The organism is Bartonella quintana, assembly GCF_009936175.1.
In the GTDB taxonomy this organism is placed as follows: Bacteria; Pseudomonadota; Alphaproteobacteria; order Rhizobiales; family Rhizobiaceae; genus Bartonella; species Bartonella quintana.
Genome location: NZ_AP019773.1, coordinates 99,712 through 117,284 on the forward strand (window position 1 = coordinate 99,712; position 17,573 = coordinate 117,284).

Consider the following 17,573-nt stretch of genomic DNA (forward strand, 5'->3'; position numbering starts at 1 on the left):
TCATAGTTTTTCTGTGAGGTTTTAAAATGAAATTTACATTGTCTTGGTTGAAAGATCACTTAGAGACCGATGCATCTTTGGATGAAATTTGTGACAAACTAACGGCTATCGGCCTTGAGGTTGGCCATGTTGATGACCGTTCTTCTTTAAAAGGTTTTGTGATTGCGAAAGTTTTAAAGGCAATGAAGCATCCTGATGCAGATAAATTACAAATTTTGCTAGTTGATACAGGATCCGGGACGCCTGTGCAAGTTATCTGCGGGGCGCCAAATGCACGTGTTGGGCTCGTTGGTGTTCTTGCGTTGCCAGGCACTTATGTGCCTGGGCTTGATGTGACCTTATCTGTAGGGAAAATCCGCGGTATTGAAAGTTTTGGGATGATGTGTTCACAAGCGGAGCTTGAATTATCAGATGAGCATGATGGGATTATCGAGCTTCCAGAAGATGCACCTATTGGAGGTTTGTTTGCGACTTATGCAGGTTTAGATGACCCGGTCATTGATCTTAGTTTGACACCTAATCGTTCTGATTGCACAGGTGTTCGCGGTATTGCACGTGATCTGGCTGCTGCTGGAATCGGACGGTTAAGAAAATTATCTTTGCCAAAATTTGTGTCTTCTTTTGAAACGCCGTTGCGTGTTTTTTTAGATTTTTCGCAAGACACATCATTATGTTTAGGTTTTTCTTGGCGTGAAGTCCGTAATATTCAAAATGGGGTATCGCCGCAATGGATGCAGCAGCGTTTAAGTGCGATTGGTTTGAGACCAATGAATGCATTAGTTGATATGAGTAATTACATAAGTTTTGATGTTGGTCGTCCACTTCATGTTTTTGATGCGGATAAAATTAAAGGGGATTTGAGGGTACGTCGTGGTCGTGAAGGAGAACAACTTCAAGCGCTTAACGGAAAAATCTATAATTTAAGCGTTAAGGATTGTGTCATTGCAGATGAAGAGGGAATTGTTTCGATTGCTGGTATTATGGGGGGTGAGAGAACGAGCTGTGATGAGATGACACGCCGTGTTATCATTGAGTCGGCACTTTGGGATGCGCGCAGTATTGCACAGACGGGCCGGGCATTAGGGCTTGTCAGTGATGCGCGTTATCGCTTTGAACGGGGTGTTGATCCAGCTTTTATGGAAACAGGGCTTGAGGTTGCAACAGAATTGGTCTTACGTCTTTGTGGCGGTGAAGGTTCAAAGACAAAGATTGTTGGTTATCAGCAGCCAGAAATCAAACAGATAGCTTTTCCTTTTTCTGAAATTAAACGTTTAACACATCTGGAAATAGAGCGTGAGCAAGCCATTACTATTTTAACAAACCTTGGATTTGGTATTGAAGGTGAGGGAAATGTGGTTACGGTTAAAGTACCAACATGGCGCCCTGATATTGCTGGTAAAGCGGATTTAGTAGAAGAAGTGATGAGGATTTATGGACTTGATAAAATTGAGCCAATTCCATTGGAAGGTTTTGCAGAGGCAAAAGGCCAAGTTTTAACATGCACACAGATTCGTTCACGTGTTACGCGTTTGGCTTTAGTGGATCGCGGTATGAGAGAGGCTGTGACATGGTCTTTTATTTCTGAAAGTCAGGCAATTGCTTTTGGAGGAGGTCAAGCACAGCTTAAATTAGTAAATCCCATTGCTGCTGATATGTCAGTAATGCGTCCTTCTCTTTTACCTGGATTGCTTATAGCTGCACAGCGAAATGCTGATCGTGGTTTTCCAGATCTTGCTTTGTTTGAAGTTTCTAACATCTACGAAGATGATACCCCTGAAAAGCAACAGAGTGTTGCTGGTGGTATTCGCCGTGGAACAGAGCGGTTTGAAGGAGCAGGGCGCTTTTGGGATGGTCATACGAGAACAGTTGATGTTTTTGAGGCGAAAGCAGATGCATTGGCTGTTTTAGAAGCATGTGGGCTAGATCTTGACAAGGTTCAAATTGAGGTTGGAGCACCTGATTGGTATCATCCTGGTCGTTCAGGGGTCATGAAGCTTGGATCAAAGATTGTTCTTGGTTTTTTTGGTGTTCTTCATCCTGCTATATTAGAGAGATTAGATGTCAGTGGCCCTTTATGCGGTTTTGAAATTTTTCTCGATCGGATTCCGGAGTCAAAGAAAAAGGCAACAAAAAGCCGTTCTCCTTTGAAACTATCGCCTTTTCAAATGGTGCGGCGTGATTTTGCATTTGTAGTTGATAAAGTGATTACTTCTTCTCTTATTGTTCGTGCTGCGAGTGGAGCGGATAAAAAGCTTATTCATTCGGTTCGGGTTTTTGATGTTTTTGAAGATTTAAGTCTTGGTGAAGATAAAAAATCTGTTGCGATTGAAGTGGCTATTCAACCTATTGAACGGACTTTAACTGATGGGGATATAGAAGCGCTTGCTTCGAAAGTGGTAGAAAATGTCACCAAAGCAACGGGCGCATATCTGCGTCGTTGAATCTCTTTTTTATCGGATTATTTTATAAAGCGGGAGCACTTTTGAGTGCTCCCTTATTTTTTGGCATTCAAGATCTATAGAGCTTCTTGAAAGAGGTTTTCCGTATCAAAGCACAGGCTCTCTTTTAAATCATCAATTTTTTTTAAGACAAAAAAGAATGTTTTTAAACATTTTGAAAAGTTATTTTTTTGTCAGAATTCTTGATTGCAAAAGTGAAAAATAACTGTTATTTCTAAATGGTAATGCAAATCATTGGCAATAAAGAGAGGATCCAATGAACGTAAAAACTTTTTTTATCATAATTTGGGGGAGTGTTATTTTTTTGACACCCAATCTCGCTTTGTGTGCTAGCAAATTTAAAGCTGTTACGACTTTCACTATTATTGCTGATATGGCGCGGAATGTAGCAGGTGATGCTGCTACTGTTGAATCAATCACGAAACCAGGTGCTGAAATTCATGAATACCAACCCACACCTCGCGATCTTATGCGCGCGCAAGGAGCCAATCTTATCTTGTGGAATGGGTTAGAGTTGGAGCTTTGGTTTGAAAAGTTTTTTCAAAATATCAAGGATGTTCCAAGTGTTGTTGTTTCAAAAGGCATTGTACCGATTGAAATTGGTGAGGGGCCTTTTAGTGGTAAACCCAATCCTCATGCATGGATGTCACAGACTTCTGCTTTGATTTACGTTGATAATATTCGCGATGCTTTTGTAAAGTACGATCCTGAGCATGCTGCTATTTATAAAGAAAATGCCGAAATTTATAAGCAGAAGATTCGCGCAACAATTGATCCAATTAGAGCTGAATTGGAAGCAGTACCGCAAGACAAGCGTTGGCTTGTGACCAGTGAAGGTGCATTCAGCTATTTAGCGCGTGATTTTGATCTGAAAGAACTCTACCTATGGCCAATTAATGCTGATCAGCAAGGGACACCGCAGCAAGTTAAGCATGTTATTGATATGGTTCGCAAATACAATATTCAAGTAGTTTTTTCTGAAAGCACTGTTTCCCCTGCGCCTGCTAAGCAGGTTGCGAGAGAAACCGGGGCTAAATACGGTGGTGTTCTTTATGTTGATTCTCTGAGTGAGAAAAATGGTGAGGTGCCAACCTATATTGATTTATTACGTGTTACAAGCCGGCGTATTAGCAATGCCTTATTAAATGGAGTAAAAGGCCAATGACGGGATCTGGAATATTTGTCCAAGGGGTAACGGTAACTTATCGTAATGGACATACAGCTTTACGCGAAGTGAATTTTGAAAGCCCAACAGGTTCCATTACAGCATTAGTTGGCGTTAATGGATCAGGTAAATCAACGTTATTTAAAGCTATTATGGGGTTTGTGCAACCATCAAAAGGAAAAATTCGTGTGTTTGGTTTGCCTGTTGGCACGGCTTTGAAACAAAATCTTATTGCTTATGTTCCTCAGAGTGAGGATGTTGATTGGAATTTTCCTGTTCTCGTTGAGGATGTTGTTTTGATGGGGCGATACGGTCACATGAATTTCTTTCGTTATGCACGGGCGCGGGATTATAAAGCTGTCCGTATTGCATTAGAACGCGTCGATATGTTGGCATTTGCTAAGCGTCAAATTGGTGAACTTTCTGGTGGACAGAAAAAGCGCGTTTTTCTAGCACGTGCTCTAGCACAGCAGGCAAAAGCTATTTTATTAGATGAGCCATTTACAGGGGTTGATGTCACAACAGAAGATAAAATCATTGCTTTGTTACAAGATCTTCGTAAAGAAGGGGCTGTGATATTAGTTTCTACCCACAATTTGGGTTCTGTTCGTGAATTTTGTGATCACACGGTTTTAATAAAGGGAACGGTTTTAGCTTCCGGGTTAACTGAAGCTGTCTTTACAAAGAAAAATCTTGAGAAAACTTTTGGAGGTGCTTTGCATCATCATATTTTTGATTTTCAAAGCGCAAAAAATGATATTTACATAGGGGATGAACAAGCTTTTGTTCTTGAAAGTTCTCAAAGAATGGAGCATGTTGCATGATTTCTTGGTTGCTTGAACCACTGAGTTACCAATACATGGTGAATGCAATGTGGGTTTCGGGGTTAGTTGGGTGTGTTTGTGCCTTTCTTTCTGCTTTTTTGATGTTGAAAGGATGGTCGTTGATTGGTGATGCACTTTCCCATTCAATTGTTCCTGGCGTAGCAGGCGCTTACCTTTTAGGATTACCTTTTTCACTTGGAGCTTTTTTTTCTGGTGGGCTTGCTGCGGCGGCGATGCTCTTTTTTAACCACCGGACAAAGCTGAAAGAAGATACCATTATTGGTCTCATTTTTTCTTCTTTTTTTGCTTTTGGGTTGTTTCTCAAATCATTAAAACCGATGGCTGTTAATATTGATACGATTGTTTTGGGAAATATTTTAGCAATCAGTTCATCAGATGTTATACAATTGGCTTTTATTGGTTTTTTTTCTTTGCTTATATTGCTTTTGAAATGGAAAGATCTTCTTGTTTCTTTATTTGATGAAACGCATGCACGCGCTATTGGATTAAATGTAAAGTTTTTAAAGATTCTCTTTTTCACATTGCTTGCTGCTTGTACTGTTGCCGCTATGCAAACAGTTGGAGCGTTTTTGGTCATTTGTCTTGTTGTGACGCCTGGGGCAATAGCTTATCTTTTAAGTGATCGTTTTGTGAATGTTTTGGTCATTGCAGTTATGATTGGGACATTCACAAGCATATTGGGTGTTTATGTGAGTTATTTTTTGAATGCGCAAACGGGTGGTGTTGTTGTGCTTTTTCAAGCGCTTCTGTTTATTTTAGCTTTTATTTTTGCTCCTAAACACGGTTTTATTGCTGCGCGCTTACGTATCAATGCGGCAAAAAGAGGTGTAGTGATATCATGATTGATCAATTACTCCTTCCTTTTCAGTTTTCTTTTATGCTTAAGGGCATGTTTATTGTCATAATCCTTTCTGTTCCAATGGCGATGCTTTCTTGTTTTCTTATTTTGAAAGGATGGGCACTTTTAGGTGATGCAATTTCCCATGCGGTTTTTCCTGGTGTCGTTTTTGGTTATATGACAACGCCGTGGGTGATAACATTTTTGACTTCTTTGCCATTTGCTTGGTTTCAGCATGTGCATCCGGCTAATGTTACAATGACTTTGATTACTTGTGGTGCTTTTGTTGCGGGTATGATTTGTGCACTTGCAACAGGTTTTTTAGGAAGCAATAGCCGTATTAAACAGGATACGGTGATGGGCGTTGTTTTTTCATCTATGTTTGGTTTGGGGCTGGTTTTGGCAACCTCTATTTATAGTAGCTTAGATTTGAATCACATTTTATTTGGTAATCTTTTGGGTGTTAATTGGCTTGATATTACGCAGACGGCGATAATTTCTGCTGTTGTCACCTTTATTTTAGGAGCGAAATGGCGCGATTTTATGCTATACGTTTTTGATTCAGTTCAAGGTCGTGCAATGGGATTACGAATATCGGTACTCCACTATACCCTTTTAGCAATGATTTCTCTCACTATTGTTGCGGCTTTGAAAGCTGTTGGAATTGTTCTCGTTATTTCTTTATTAATAGCGCCGGGAGCAATAGCTTATCTTATCACAAAGCGGTTTTCTCTTATGTTGATAATCGCTATACTTATTGCTGCTTTTTCTGGTTTTTTAGGTGTTTATCTGAGTTTATTTATTGGCTCTGATTCTGCTTCCACGATTGTATTGATTTTAACACTGATCTTTATAACCATTTTTATGTCGGTTTTCTTGCGTCGAATTACCGTTCATGAAATTTGAGCACGCCAAAAGTTATGCATATCAGCCATGCATTTTTGTGTATTGTCTCTCATGTTTGTTTTAATTAGAAGACGAGGCGCTAGGTTATTTTCCTCCTAATATCTAGCAAATGAATGCAGTATGTATTCTCTCCCCCCCTTAAAAAAAACTGCATTCGTTAATTAAGAGGCTGCATTGATTTATTCTGCAGCCTTTTTTTATTTTGCGATTTCCTAAAAATTTATTCTGGTTTCTTGAAAACTTTGGAATAATCATCATATTGCAAAAGCTATTCTTATATTTTGGAAGAAGTGATCACAGAAAATACGCTTACGAATAAAGTGGTATTGTGGAGGAGTCTGTTTGTGCGCTAAAGCGTGTGAAAAATAGGAGAATGTATAATGTTTTTTGTAGCGGAAAATAACGCTGGAAGATGAAAAAAGATTTTAAGACATCTCATCCTTTGCGTATTTGCACTTCTATAGTGGGTTGGATAATGGTCGTATTAGGTGTTATCGGCATAGTGTTACCTATTATACCGACCGTGCCCTTTTTATTAGTTGCTTCATGGTGTTTTGCTCGTTCCTCACCACGTTTTCACCATTGGCTGAATAATCACCGCGTTTTCGGTCCACCTATTAAACAATGGAAAGAAAAGAGAGCCATCCCCACATTTATTAAAGTTTTTGCAGTGGTTAATATGGCTGGTGGCTTTTTATCATTTTTTGTGATGACTCACCCTCCTTTATGGTTTGCTTTATTGATTGCGGCTCTTTTGCTATTGATTGCCATTTATATTGTGACACGTCCATCTTCATAATGACAGAAATAAAAGACCTTATGAGTCAAATGCTTTTTTTATTTGTGTTGGTTAGTTAAAGTTATTGGCAGAGAATTTTCGCCCTCAAATTTGAGTATCATATCTACAATAGTTTAAGGGCCTATATTAAAGAATAAGCTTTTTGGGAAGATTATGTTCGTTGAATAGAATTATATGTTCGTGAAACAATTTTATGAGCAAAGAAAGCTGTAATACAAGCACCTTAACCAAAGAATGTTCATAAAATCACTTTAGAGCAATGATGGATTACATAAGTGAGAAATGCTATTTTTGTGAGTGAATGTCGATAAAATTTACATCTGCCTACAGAAATTAGTCAGTGATTGATTTCATAGCTGTTTATTTTTAATTTTATACAAATGAGCTGATGATTAAGTGTTTATAGGCCTGGTGATACAGTTTTCATTGCCGAAAAAATTAAGATAACGTTGTATTTCTCGTGGATCACCGATGGTTTTTTCAGGGTTATCTGAAAGTTTTACGGCAGGTCGACCATTGGCTTGGGTAACTTTACAGACAAGGGAAAGAGCATCAAAGGTCGCAATTTCTTGGGGCGCACAGCCTACGAAATCATTGGTAAGATCTGTTCCCCATCCAAAACTCATGCGCACTCTCCCATGGAAATGGTGATAGGTCTGTTCAATTGTATTGACATCGAGTGCATCAGAAAAAATCAATAATTTTTCACGCGGGTCTTTTCCTTTTTCTTTCCACCATTGGATAATGCGTTCACCGCCCTCAATAGGGGGAGCACTATCAAGTCTGAAACCTGTCCAATCAGCCACCCAATCTGGTGCATTGCATAAAAATGTTTCTGTACCAAAGGTATCAGGCAAAACAATAAGAAGATTTCCACCATAATAACGATTCCAATCTTGCAAGACTTGATAAGGTGCCTTGCATAATTCATTATCATTATTGGTGAGAGCGGCGATGACCATGGGCAATTCATGTGCATTGGTACCAAGAGCTTCTAGATCTGTAGCCATGGCCAGAAGGACATTAGAAGTACCTGTAAAAGAATCGCCAATCCCTTCTTTTAATGCTTCAACACACCAGCGTTGCCATAAAAAAGAATGACGACGTCTTGTACCAAAGTCGGATATTTTAATATCCGGTCGTTTTTTTAGTTGTTCGACTTTACTCCACATTTTCGCTTTAGCACGCGCATAAAGTACATCAAGAGCGAAACGATCTAGATTTTTCATGGCGGCACGTGAACGTAATTCACTGATAATAGCAAGAGCGGGGATTTCCCACATGGAGCTATGGGACCACGGACCATGGAAATGAAGGATATATTGGCCATCTTTACGTGTAAGTTCATATTCTGGCAGTTGAAAATTCTTAAGCCAATGAAGAAAATCTGGTTTGAAAATTTGTTTACGTCCGTAAAATGTATTACCAGCGAGCCAGATCATTTCTTTTTTAGTAAAGCGTAAACTAAGTGCATGATCAAGTTGGGCACGCAATTCACCCTCATCAATATCATCGGCAAGACGTATTATTTTGGTGCGGTTTATGAGGGTGAAAGTAACATTTACATTGGGATAAAGTCCCCAAATCATCTGCAACATAAGAAGTTTATAAAAATCCGTATCGAGAAGTGAACGAATAATAGGATCGAGTTTCCAGGTATGATTGTAAACACGTTGAGCGATATCTGGATGATTCATAGCCCTTTTTCTTTCAGTTTCATGGAATCTAAAATTATTGTGCACCAAGTGTGATCAATATAGGGAATGCAAAAAGTATAACAATTCTAAGGTTGTGGGCAAGAGTAAAAAGCCAATTATCTTTTCTGTTTCTAAGATTTAAGAGTGCGTATGATTTCATGTTTACCTGTTTTTTTTAACTTTATCTTTGTATGCACATCCGAATATTCTCTATCATCAACACAGAGGATGTTTTTGGATCCCCGTTTCACTTTAATGGTGTAAACAGCATCATAAAATTTCATTTTTGCTTCATATTTGGGCCAAGAGGAAGGCAAATGTGGGTGTAAAAACAATTGATTGCCTTGGCGGTGAATTCCAAGAATAGCTTGTGTTGCGGCGTGGTAGAACCAGCCCGCTGAGCCTGTATACCATGTCCAACCGCCTTGTCCACGACGTGGTTCAGTAGCGTAGATATCTGCGGCCATAACATAAGGTTCAACACGGTAAGTTTCAGGATTTTGCCCATGGGTAATTGGGTTGATCATAGAAAACAAACTATAAGCTTTGTCGCTCTCGCCCATTTTAGCGAGTGCTAAAATACTCCAAATGGCACCATGTGTGTATTGACCGCCATTTTCTCGAATTCCTGGAGGATAACCTTTTATATAACCAGGTTCAAGAGTACTTTTATCAAAAGGTGGCCAGAAAAGACGTATAAGACCTCCTTTTTCATCACACAAATGCTCAAGCATTGAGACCATTGCTTGTTTTTGGCGTTTAGGCGATGCCATTTGAGAAATGACAGCCCAAGATTGAGCAATGGTATCAATTTGGCATTCATCATTTATTTTAGAGCCAAGAGGAGTTCCATTATCAAAATAGCCACGTCGATACCAAGCACCATCCCACCCGCTTTCTTCTAAAGCTTTGGTTAAACGTTTAAGGTATGCACTCCATATTCTGATATGGCTGTTATCATTACGTTTTTTGGCAATTGGGATGAATGCTTGTAGCGTAGTACCAAGAAACCATCCTAACCAAGTGCTTTCACCTTTGCCTTCAATACCTACCAAATTCATTCCATCATTCCAATCTCCACCTAAAATAAGAGGGAGTCCATGTTGGCCACAGCGTTTGATGGCAAGATCTAAAGCTAAAGCACAATGTTCATAAAGTGTTGCGACCTTTGAAGATTGTGTGGGTTGAAAATAGGCATCCTGTTGTCCACTGTTGAGAGCAGCGCCTTCAATAAAAGCAATTGGGGTATCAAGAAATGCATAGTCGTCAGTAGTGTTAACATAAAGAGCTGTTCCATACACAAGCCAGACAATATCATCAGAAATGCGTGTGCGAACCCCAGCATTGGTATGAGGTAACCACCAGTGTTGCACATCGCCTTCAAGAAATTGATGAGCCGCGGCGTTTAATAATTGTTCACGCGCTAGTTGTGGTTCCAGCAATAACAAGGACAAGCTGTCTTGTAGCTGGTCACGAAAACCAAATGCACCACTGGCTTGATAAAAAGCTGCACGTGCTATCATGCGGCATGCATAGATTTGATAGGGAAGCCAATGATTGACCATAATATCAAAAGAAGGATCGGGTGTCTTTACTTGGAATGGGGAAACGAAATGACTCCATTGTTGTTTTTGTTGTGTGAGCAGAATTTCAAAATCATTTGTACGCACTTGATCTAGTAATTTCTCAGCTTCTTGCATGTTTTCAGCACTGCCAAGATAGAAGGTTATTTCTTTTGTTTGTCCTGGTAACAAATCAATATCATAAGCTAGTGCCGAGCAAGGATCACACCCTGCTTCAACCGTATTTGAAAGGGGAGCAGCTTTACGAATAGCGTGTGGCTGTGTAACTGTTCCTGTTAAACCGATAAACTCAGTGCGATCAGTAGTAGTGCTGGTTGGCATTTCGGATGCTGATAGAAATGTCACTTGTTGCGATTTTTCGATGTGATAGGGATTTTGAATGAAATGCGCACCACGTTTGGAATCATAAGAGGGAATTATAAAGGGTGCATATTTTGTGCGAACATTGCCTAAAACCCATTCAACATAATTATAAAGACGTAAATGCCGTGATTTTTTTCCTTCATTTTTGAGAATGAGACGTGAAAGGCGAACAGGTTTTTCTTGATCAAGCGTATGAGTAAGCTCTAATACAATTTCTGAATGTGTAGATTTAAAGGTTGAGAATCCAAAACCATGGCAAGCCTCATATACAACACTTTCGTTGCATTCTATAGCAGAAACAGGTGAGAAGCGGTTTAACGAAAGACGATCTACAAGATAAAGTGCTTCTCCTGGACGGTTAGAAACGGGATCATTCATCCAAGGGGTTAATTGATAATCACGGCTATTGTTGGCCCAGGTAAAGATTGCTCCTTCAGCAGAGACATGAAAGCCAAAGCTGTGGTTCGCAATGACATTAATCCAAGGATGTGGTGTTGTGGTGTGTCCATGAAAACGTATCACATAATAACTATGGTGGTTAAAGCCACCATAACCATTCCAATACTGTAAATCTTCTCCATTAACGGAGAAAGGGAATGGTTTTTGTTGACTGATAAGATCAATGGAAGAAAAGAGGTTTTTCTCAGTTTGGGTTGTTATTTGTCTTCTTTTTTCGTTTAATTTATAATAAGATCCTTGATGACTATTACGGGTTATGAGATCAAAATCACTCTCATTAAGTTTTTTGAGCTGTTCAGATAAAGATCCGTTTTGAGCATGAAGGATGATGCGTGCTGAGGCAAGAAGTGTCTTAAAACTTTGTTCATTTATTTGATCCCGTTGAAGCATAAAAATATGTTGGCGTTCATCAGTTTCGTGAGTCTGATGACGGTAGGATTCGCACACCCATTCAATAGCGCGTTGTGTATCTTGTATATAGGAAAATGCCTGCTCATTGAGAATAACCAGATCGACGATGAGTCCGCGTATACGCCAATATTTGTGTGCTTTAAGCAGTTCATGCAGGACAGATATGTGCTTCTTATTATCTAATCTAAGCAGACAGATAGGAGTGTCTCCTGAAATGGACATGGGCCAAAGATCAGATTGTTTCCCAAGAGTTTTTGCCAATATTTTTGGAGGAAGACGCCATATTCTGTCGGGATAGATAAGCGATGTCGCATATTTTTGATAAGTAATAGCTTCTCTAGGGTGGATACCGTTCTGATACAATGAAACTTGCGAGCGTGTCCATGCCATTGAAAGTTCCTTCTGGAACATATTAGGTTGTCGATAATGTTTAATATGATTATACAGTGTCTCTTTTGCATTAGCGGCAAAAGTCCAAAAAATAAGTTCTGCTTTTTCATGTGCTGGAATTTTTATACGGCATCGAAGTGAGATGATTGGATCAAGAACGCAACCTTGGCTATTTTTAAGGCGAGCATTTCGGTCAAATGCAGCGGGTTGATGAATAGATCGTCCTCGACCAATAAATAGGGAGCGATCAGTTTCAGCTTCTATCTCTCGGAGTGTATTCATTGTATCGGTGACAAAATGAGCAATATAGATTTCAGGATCACTGGGGGAACGTTTACGTCTTTTAGCAAAAATTGTTCTTTCTCTTTCAGCAATTTCTGTCTCTATAAACATACGTGAAAAAGCAGGATGAGCGCAATCTGTATCCATTGTTGCGAGTGCCAGTTCACCGTAAGAGGTCACTTCAATAAGACGATCTTTGTTCGTTGTATTTATAAGTTGGATACGTCTGCCTTCACCGCACCCTTCAGAAGTAACAAGACATTCAAGGGTTGATTTAATGCCATCAACCGTTTTCGTGTATTCAGCTTTTTCATCTGTAAAAATGCTGATTGCTTCTTCTTCAACAACACGTGTTGGTTCACCAGTAACAGACCACCAACGCCCGTTATGCATATCGCGGAGGAAAAATAAAGTGCCTTGTTGATCTTCTGTAGTATCAGGAAGAAATCGTGTAATCGCATAATCATGCCAACGGCTGTAGCCGGAACCATTGGCTGTCAACATTATAGAATAACAACCATGAGATAAAAGCAAAGTTGCACGTGGTTTGAGCAGCGGATTCGTGATCATGCGCAAAGGGGCGTCGTTAAATTCTTGAGAGTTATTGCGCAAGGGATGAACAACTTTAGTCTTAATGATGGGAAGTTGGTGCGGTGCTTTTTCCTGTAATAACAGTTGTACTGCTTGAATGGCTGGATCACGGTGAAAGCGATCGCGCATCTGCCCTTGAAAAATGATATTGTCGATAGCAAGAATAGACATACCATGATGGTGCGCATAATAATTGCGTACAACGGCATATTTCTCTCCTGTCGGTACACGTGAGGGGGTAAAATCAATAGAGTCATAGTAACCGTATGTTCCTAAAGCTCCAAGATCACGCAGCCGTTTTAAATTGGTTACAGCTTGAGCAGGTGCATATTGCGCAGCTAAAAGGCTAGCATAAGGGGCAATAACAGTATTACGTGAAAGACCACGTTGGAGCCCGAGGCTTGGGGCACCAAAATTGGCGTATTGGTAATTCATTAAGTGATCGCGAGCGTTAAATGCGGCTTCTGAAATACCCCATGGCAATCCACGTTTACAGGCATATTGTATTTGATGACGAATAATCAATCGATTTGTTTGATCCAGTATAGACCCTAATGGTTCATGCATAACAAGAGATGGCATGAGATATTCGAACATGGATCCAGACCATGATAAGAGGGCACCTTTCCAACCGATGGGGACGAGTAATCGTCCAAGATGAAACCAATGTTTAAGTTTTATATCTCCTTTTGCAATTGCAAAAAGGCTCGAGAGCCGTGCTTCTGAAGCTAACAGGTCATAACAACTTGTATCGAGTTTATTTTCTTGAACACGATATCCAATGGACAAAAGATGCCGTTCAGAATGTTCTAAGAAGTCAAATTCCATATCAAAAGCTATTTGCCGCGCATTTACGGCTAAGGTGTTTAATTTTCGACGTAATTTTTCGGTATCATAATCACCATTGGTATCATGATGATGAGCTTCACAGGTTTCTACAAGGCATTTGGCCCATGAGAGTGCATGAGCGGATTCTGTCGTTTGAATTTTTTGATCGAGTTCATTTATGAGATTTACAATATCATGAGCAGTACGTGAAAGTTTAAGGAGGCAGAGAGCAGTATCATCTGATTTTTCCATAGGAAGGGCATTGGCAGTGCAATAAAAAGAAGCGATGTGCTCTTTGATTCTTTGACGTAAAGGACGTATTATGTGTTGATTATCGGGAATTTCTTTGACAATTTCTTCAAGAATAGCATTGACATCACATAAGCCCATACGATCACTTTGCAAAAAAATATGAGGTGTTTTAGCCCATTCACTTAAGGCAGAAGAGAGTGTCACTAAATGGCCAGCAAGATTTCCTGAATCAACTGTTGACACATAAGTTGGCAAAAGAGGTTTGAGTGTATCCGTTTCGTACCAATTATAGAGGTGACCACGGAACTTTTCCATTTTTGCAAGAGAGTTTAATGTACATTCAACACGCGTAATAGCTTCTTCAAAACTAATCCAGCCAAAATCACGTGCAGCAATAATGGAAAGAAGATAAACTCCAATATTTGTAGGGGATGTACGCTGAGCAACAAGAGGTTTGGGATCTTCTTGGAAATTATCTGGCGGCAAATGATTGTTTTGCGCATTAACAAAGGTTGCATAATAAAGCCATGTCTGTCGTGCAATACATCTTAATGTTTTTTTATCCTCTGAAGATATATGAAGGGTATCTTGAAATTCTGAAGGTTGACTGACTATCCACGCGATTAAAGGTGAAAAAAACCATGCTAGTCCAAAAGGCAAAGCAACAAAGCTTGTGAGAGTATGAGAAAAAAGAGGTGGTGCTATAGCAATCATACCGATAAGTGATGCTGGCCACATTGTGAGGACATAGAAACCTAAACTGTTTGGAATCGATTTTGTTGCGGCTGAGGTTTTCCACTCAAGGAGATGCTGTTTTGAAATCTTCATTCGATAGAGTGTGCGGATAATTCCATCAGTTATAAAATAAGCTGAATGGGCAATAAACGTGGTTTTAAGAAATATATTTGCTAACATGAGGGTAGTTTTATTCAAAATTGATCGGAATTCTCCCCGCAGAGAATAATCAATATTGAATAGAATAAGCGTTTGTAATACACTTAAAACTGGTGAGACGAAGAGACTAAACAGCAAAAATATTTGCCAGATGGTTGCTATCTTTAAAGGTAAAAGAGACCATCCTGCGGCTGTTGCAATCAACCACATAAGTGGTGTGAGAGAACGGCGCAGATTGTCTTGCATTTTCCAACGTGTAATAGAGCTGATTTTATGGGGAGAAAAGAGATAAGGAAGGAGTTGCCAATCACCGCGAATCCAACGGTGGTAACGGGTGACATCAACATTATAGGCTGTTGGATAATCCTCAATGACTTCTACATCACTTACCAATGCAGTACGTGCATATCCTCCTTCCAAGAGATCATGACTGAGAACAGTATTTTCTTTAATTTTGTTATCAAGTGCTTTTTCAAAGGCATCAATATTATAAAGACCCTTGCCGATAAAAGTTCCTTCTCCCAAAAGATCTTGATAAGTATCAGAAACAGAAAAGACATAAGGATCAATGCCACGATTGGTAGAAAATACTCGTTGCAGAATTGATGTTTCTTTTCCTGTTGTAAGAGAAGGTGTAATACGGGGTTGCAAAATGCTGTAGCCCTTTACAACCTGCCTATTTTGCGAGTCGAAAATCGGCTGATTAAGCGGATGGTTAAGCTTTCCAACAAGTTTTGTAACACTTTCAGGGGTGAGACGTGTATCCGAATCCAACGTCATAACAAAACGGCAATCCATGGGAAGATGTGGATTTGGGGGATAAAAGCTTGTATTTTTTTCTCCTCTTAATAATAAATTGAGTTCATGAAGTTTACCACGCTTGCGTTCCCAGCCCATCCAACATTTTTCGCTGGTATTATAGAGCCGTCGACGGTGTAAAAGGAAAAAGAGGGGGAGATCATCACGATGATAACGGCGATTGAGTTTATCAATACTTTCTTGCGCATAGAGCAATAGATCAAGATCGTCTTGCGTTTCTTCAAATGGAGCATCGACCCAGTCTGTGAGGAGAGCGAAATGAATCGCACCTTTTGAGTTGGAAAGGTAATGTACTTCAAGATTTTGTACTTGCTCATCAATGTCATCGCGTGATGTAATTAAAGTAGGTACAACAACTATTGTACGTGCATGTTTGGGAATACCTTCTTTATATTCATAACCAATGAGCTGTTTTGATGGGATAAACCACGAAATAACAGTATTAAAGAAAGCAAAAGCGGCATCCATAGCAGGGAAAAGCGCTAATGCAGTAAAGAAAAGGGTCATCCATGGTGTGATGCCAGATATCTTTAAGAGAGCATAGACTGCGAGCAAAAGAACAAGCGTTAAAAGAGAGACAGGAATTGCAATAATTCTTATCTTTGAAAAACAGTAAGCTCGTATCCATTTTACAAGAGGAGGCGTAGTATATCCACAAGCTTTTTCAAATGCACAACGCCCATCATCGACGAGATACCACCCAACAGAGGAATTGTTATGATAAGAAGTATCTTTGGAGGAGGAATCCACCATTTCTATAGCTTTGCGTGCAACTTCTAGCTCACTAAGAGGCGAAAAGCGCGCAATTTTTTCGATCACTTGTCGATAGATATTGCGTGAGTTAGGATCAATTTCGGAAAAATCACTATTTTCACGTAAAATAGAGTCTACAGAACTGATGTTTTCAAACCATACTGTCCAATCAAGATCATCAATAGCTTTAAGGGCATTGAAAATATTGCCCATAGTCACGCCATCTACTGCTTGGCGGGTATATTCATCGGCTGTTACAGTTTCTAGATTACTGCCTTGGCTTTGTAATTGCTTTTCAAGCCAAATTAATGCTGTTGTTGCATCGACAGATGCACTCTGTAAGCGATAGAATAAATGCGCTGAAAAGGTTGAATCAGCAGTGAGTGTTTCATACAGAATAAAAAGGGTGTGTAATTTTGTTTCATTTTCTGCAAGAGAAATTTTATCAGCCACTTGATGAGCGAGATGGCGCATGTGCCGTGCTTGTTCAATACGCAATGAAAGACGACAAACATTTTCAATTAAGAGCATTTGTATCACAGAAGGTAGCGCCCATAATTCACCAATTTTGAGGGCACAAACTTCTTGAAATCCATTGATCATAGCTGTGAGTGTTTCTTGTGAAAATCTGCTATCTGTATGAGCAATATAAAGCCAAGCTAAAGCAAAGATACGTGGTATTTCTGCCTTTTGTTTATAAAGAGGAAGTTGTTTGATGAAAGATTTAGGTAAGTTACGGCTTAGCTGCTGTATTGTTTTGTCAATGGTATAATAGTTATCAATAAGCCATTGAGCAGCTGGTGCAATAGTTTCATCGTTTCGAGCGGCAATATCGCTTCTATGAAAAGCGCAGAGAATAAGTTTGGCATTTTCATTCAAACGCTTATGAAAACTCTTACTTTTTTCATATTCAGGGATTAAAATCTCTTCGCCAGAGGCTATGTTATGACCTAATTCATAGAGTTCGTCCTGCGATTTGTAAGTTGAGCGAAGAGGAGAATTAGTTTCAGTAAGACGGCAGCTGCTTGTTTGTTGAGAAAAAAAATACTTCATGAAAGAGAGTGTAAGCGCCATAATATTTTATTGCTATTCAATTAGGTGGTTTCTTTTATTCAATAGGTTGTTGGCATTTCTATTTTAATAATAGGATTTGTATCTGAAAGTATTTACAATTTTTAAACCAGGCATTGAAAAATCAACAGAGCAGTTTCATTGGAAAATAAAAAAAGGTCGCCAGAG

Annotated in this window: 8 protein-coding genes; 6 read left to right on the plus strand and 2 right to left on the minus strand. The window is 39.5% G+C overall.

The annotated features are described in order from the left end of the window. Window positions 1-26: 26 nt before the first annotated feature. From pheT to MF1_RS00405, 6 genes are all read left to right on the plus strand, one after another. A complete protein-coding gene (gene pheT / locus MF1_RS00380; protein WP_161510212.1) occupies window positions 27-2,441 on the plus strand; it encodes a phenylalanine--tRNA ligase subunit beta in 2,415 nt (804 codons plus the stop codon). Between the two features lie 274 nt (window positions 2,442-2,715). Then, window positions 2,716-3,624 (plus strand): metal ABC transporter substrate-binding protein, encoded by a 909-nt coding sequence (locus tag MF1_RS00385; protein ID WP_161510213.1) that lies wholly within the window; start codon window positions 2,716-2,718, stop codon window positions 3,622-3,624. Then, a complete protein-coding gene (locus tag MF1_RS00390; protein ID WP_161510214.1) occupies window positions 3,621-4,448 on the plus strand; it encodes a manganese/iron ABC transporter ATP-binding protein in 828 nt (275 codons plus the stop codon). Before MF1_RS00385 ends, MF1_RS00390 begins: the two co-directional genes overlap by 4 nt. After that, complete coding sequence (locus MF1_RS00395) at window positions 4,445-5,311, plus strand: metal ABC transporter permease (protein ID WP_011178915.1); 867 nt, start codon at window positions 4,445-4,447, stop codon at window positions 5,309-5,311. Before MF1_RS00390 ends, MF1_RS00395 begins: the two co-directional genes overlap by 4 nt. Then, entirely contained in the window at window positions 5,308-6,213 is a 906-nt protein-coding gene (locus tag MF1_RS00400; RefSeq protein ID WP_161510215.1) for a metal ABC transporter permease, read from the plus strand. The genes MF1_RS00395 and MF1_RS00400 overlap by 4 nt, the downstream gene beginning before the upstream one ends. A gap of 412 nt (window positions 6,214-6,625) precedes the next feature. Beyond that, window positions 6,626-7,012: a YbaN family protein gene (locus MF1_RS00405; RefSeq protein ID WP_161510216.1), complete on the plus strand. Its 387-nt coding sequence runs from the start codon at window positions 6,626-6,628 to the stop codon at window positions 7,010-7,012. 392 nt (window positions 7,013-7,404) lie between these two features. On the opposite strand, the gene pncB is transcribed toward MF1_RS00405, so the two are convergent. Both pncB and MF1_RS00415 read right to left on the minus strand, forming a co-directional pair. Continuing rightward, entirely contained in the window at window positions 7,405-8,709 is a 1,305-nt protein-coding gene (pncB, locus tag MF1_RS00410) for a nicotinate phosphoribosyltransferase (RefSeq protein WP_161510217.1), read from the minus strand. Between the two features lie 131 nt (window positions 8,710-8,840). Next, a complete protein-coding gene (locus MF1_RS00415) occupies window positions 8,841-17,408 on the minus strand; it encodes a glycoside hydrolase family 94 protein (protein ID WP_161510218.1) in 8,568 nt (2,855 codons plus the stop codon). Window positions 17,409-17,573 lie beyond the last annotated feature (165 nt).

Bases quoted from the DNA above. Each gene is read 5' to 3' on its own strand.
- MF1_RS00385 (WP_161510213.1), top strand. From the start codon at position 2,716: ATGAACGTAAAAACTTTTTTTATCATAATTTGGGGGAGTGTTATTTTT.
- MF1_RS00405 (WP_161510216.1), top strand. From the start codon at position 6,626: ATGAAAAAAGATTTTAAGACATCTCATCCTTTGCGTATTTGCACTTCT.
- pheT (WP_161510212.1), top strand. From the start codon at position 27: ATGAAATTTACATTGTCTTGGTTGAAAGATCACTTAGAGACCGATGCA.
- pncB (WP_161510217.1), bottom strand. From the start codon at position 8,709: ATGAATCATCCAGATATCGCTCAACGTGTTTACAATCATACCTGGAAA.
- MF1_RS00400 (WP_161510215.1), top strand. From the start codon at position 5,308: ATGATTGATCAATTACTCCTTCCTTTTCAGTTTTCTTTTATGCTTAAG.
- MF1_RS00395 (WP_011178915.1), top strand. From the start codon at position 4,445: ATGATTTCTTGGTTGCTTGAACCACTGAGTTACCAATACATGGTGAAT.
- MF1_RS00415 (WP_161510218.1), bottom strand. From the start codon at position 17,408: ATGGCGCTTACACTCTCTTTCATGAAGTATTTTTTTTCTCAACAAACA.
- MF1_RS00390 (WP_161510214.1), top strand. From the start codon at position 3,621: ATGACGGGATCTGGAATATTTGTCCAAGGGGTAACGGTAACTTATCGT.